The organism is Xanthomarina gelatinilytica, from assembly GCF_000348685.1.
Taxonomy (GTDB): domain Bacteria; phylum Bacteroidota; class Bacteroidia; order Flavobacteriales; family Flavobacteriaceae; genus Xanthomarina; species Xanthomarina gelatinilytica.
This window is the reverse complement of the sequence record NZ_ANLA01000001.1, coordinates 1-2,500: the sequence shown is the minus strand read 5'-3', so window position 1 is coordinate 2,500 and position 2,500 is coordinate 1. Positions and strand designations below refer to the sequence as shown.

Below are 2,500 nucleotides of genomic sequence, written 5' to 3'. Positions count from 1 at the left end.
TCTCCTCCGGGTACTTAGATGTTTCAGTTCCCCGGGTTCGCCTCCTTGCGGATACTATATCTTCAATATAGTGGGTTGCCCCATTCGGATATCTGTGGATCAATTTGTATGTGCCAATCCCCACAGCTTTTCGCAGCTTATCACGTCCTTCATCGCCTCTGAGAGCCTAGGCATTCCCCATACGCTCTTATGTAGCTTATTGTACTTTTTGTCTTTTTAATGAGTTTGATAGATCAATCAAAGGCTCGTAACCTTAATTGACCTCAATTTTTGCACATGATCGGACGATTCCGACCATATGCTTCATGTATCTTTTTCAATATGTCAATGAACTTTCTCGATCCAGAACCCAAAACCTCGGGCCCTAAATCAATTGGTGGAGAATATCGGAGTCGAACCGATGACCTCCTGCGTGCAAGGCAGGCGCTCTAGCCAGCTGAGCTAATCCCCCATTTGGTTTCAGTTGTCAGTTATCAGTTAACAGTTATCAGTTAATTGATGACCTATACGTCAACTTGGGATACCCAACTTCTAAAATTTCCTTTCAATATATTATGAGCGTCTTAAAATCTTCAATCTACTTTTGCAAATCTAAAACCCTAATCCTATTTAGTAGTCTCAGGCAGACTCGAACTGCCGACCTCTACATTATCAGTGTAGCGCTCTAACCAGCTGAGCTATGAGACTCTACTATAGTATGAAATTAAATCAACAGCAAGAGAATAAACGTTTTGCGACCCTTTTTATTCAAATCAGTCGTCTTTCTCTAGAAAGGAGGTGTTCCAGCCGCACCTTCCGGTACGGCTACCTTGTTACGACTTAGCCCTAGTTACCAATTTTACCCTAGGCCGCTCCTTGCGGTGACGGACTTCAGGCACTCCCAGCTTCCATGGCTTGACGGGCGGTGTGTACAAGGCCCGGGAACGTATTCACCGCATCATGGCTGATATGCGATTACTAGCGATTCCAGCTTCACGGAGTCGAGTTGCAGACTCCGATCCGAACTGTGATAGGGTTTATAGATTCGCTCCTGGTCGCCCAGTGGCTGCTCTCTGTCCCTACCATTGTAGCACGTGTGTAGCCCAGGACGTAAGGGCCGTGATGATTTGACGTCATCCCCACCTTCCTCACGGTTTGCACCGGCAGTCTTGTTAGAGTTCCCGACTTGAATCGCTGGCAACTAACAACAGGGGTTGCGCTCGTTATAGGACTTAACCTGACACCTCACGGCACGAGCTGACGACAACCATGCAGCACCTTGTGGATTGTCCGAAGAAAAGTCTATTTCTAAACCTGTCAATCCACATTTAAGCCCTGGTAAGGTTCCTCGCGTATCATCGAATTAAACCACATGCTCCACCGCTTGTGCGGGCCCCCGTCAATTCCTTTGAGTTTCATTCTTGCGAACGTACTCCCCAGGTGGGATACTTATCACTTTCGCTTAGCCACTCAGATAAATCCGAACAGCTAGTATCCATCGTTTACGGCGTGGACTACCAGGGTATCTAATCCTGTTCGCTCCCCACGCTTTCGTCCATCAGTGTCAATGTATTGTTAGTAATCTGCCTTCGCAATCGGTATTCTATGTGATATCTATGCATTTCACCGCTACACCACATATTCTAACTACTTCACAATAATTCAAGACAACCAGTATCAAAGGCAATTCTACAGTTGAGCTGCAGGATTTCACCTCTGACTTAATCATCCACCTACGGACCCTTTAAACCCAATGATTCCGGATAACGCTTGGATCCTCCGTATTACCGCGGCTGCTGGCACGGAGTTAGCCGATCCTTATTCTTACAGTACCGTCAAGCTCCCTCACGAGGGAGTGTTTCTTCCTGTACAAAAGCAGTTTACAACCCATAGGGCAGTCTTCCTGCACGCGGCATGGCTGGATCAGGCTCCCGCCCATTGTCCAATATTCCTCACTGCTGCCTCCCGTAGGAGTCTGGTCCGTGTCTCAGTACCAGTGTGGGGGATCCCCCTCTCAGGGCCCCTATCTATCGTCGCCATGGTAAGCCGTTACCTTACCATCCAGCTAATAGAACGCATGCTCATCTTTTACCGATAAATCTTTAATATGGTCCTGATGCCAAGACCATATGCTATGAGGTATTAATCCAAATTTCTCTGGGCTATCCCCCTGTAAAAGGTAGATTGCATACGCGTTACGCACCCGTGCGCCGGTCGTCAGCGGGCGCAAGCGCCCCTGTTACCCCTCGACTTGCATGTGTTAAGCCTGCCGCTAGCGTTCATCCTGAGCCAGGATCAAACTCTTCATCGTTAATTTTTAAATGTTATTTAACAACTAATCGAATGGTTTTAATTCAGGTTCTCAAAATGATTTATTCTCTTGTCCGGCCCAACCGTTTCCAGTTGAACCTTACGCTGTCAATTCAATATGTCTATGAACTTTCTTTTGTTTCCCTAAGGCGTTTATCTCTTAAGCGGGTGCAAATATAAAACCCTTTTTTTATCCATGCAATGTTTTTTT

The 2,500-nt window shown here is 46.6% G+C and carries 2 tRNA genes and 2 rRNA genes (1 of these 4 cut by a window edge); all 4 read right to left on the bottom strand.

The features are described 5' to 3' along the window. Positions 1–202 (bottom strand): 23S ribosomal RNA (locus D778_RS00020); it reaches 2,618 nt to the left of the window's first position. A 172-nt stretch (positions 203–374) separates the two neighbouring features. Beyond that, positions 375–451, bottom strand: a tRNA-Ala gene (locus D778_RS00015). Positions 452–613: 162 nt separating this feature from the next. After that, a tRNA-Ile gene (locus tag D778_RS00010) sits at positions 614–687 on the bottom strand. A gap of 83 nt (positions 688–770) precedes the next feature. Next, a 16S ribosomal RNA gene (locus D778_RS00005) occupies positions 771–2,290 on the bottom strand. Together the 16S and 23S rRNA genes with 2 tRNA genes alongside form the textbook arrangement of a ribosomal RNA operon. Between the last annotated feature and the right edge of the window lie 210 nt (positions 2,291–2,500).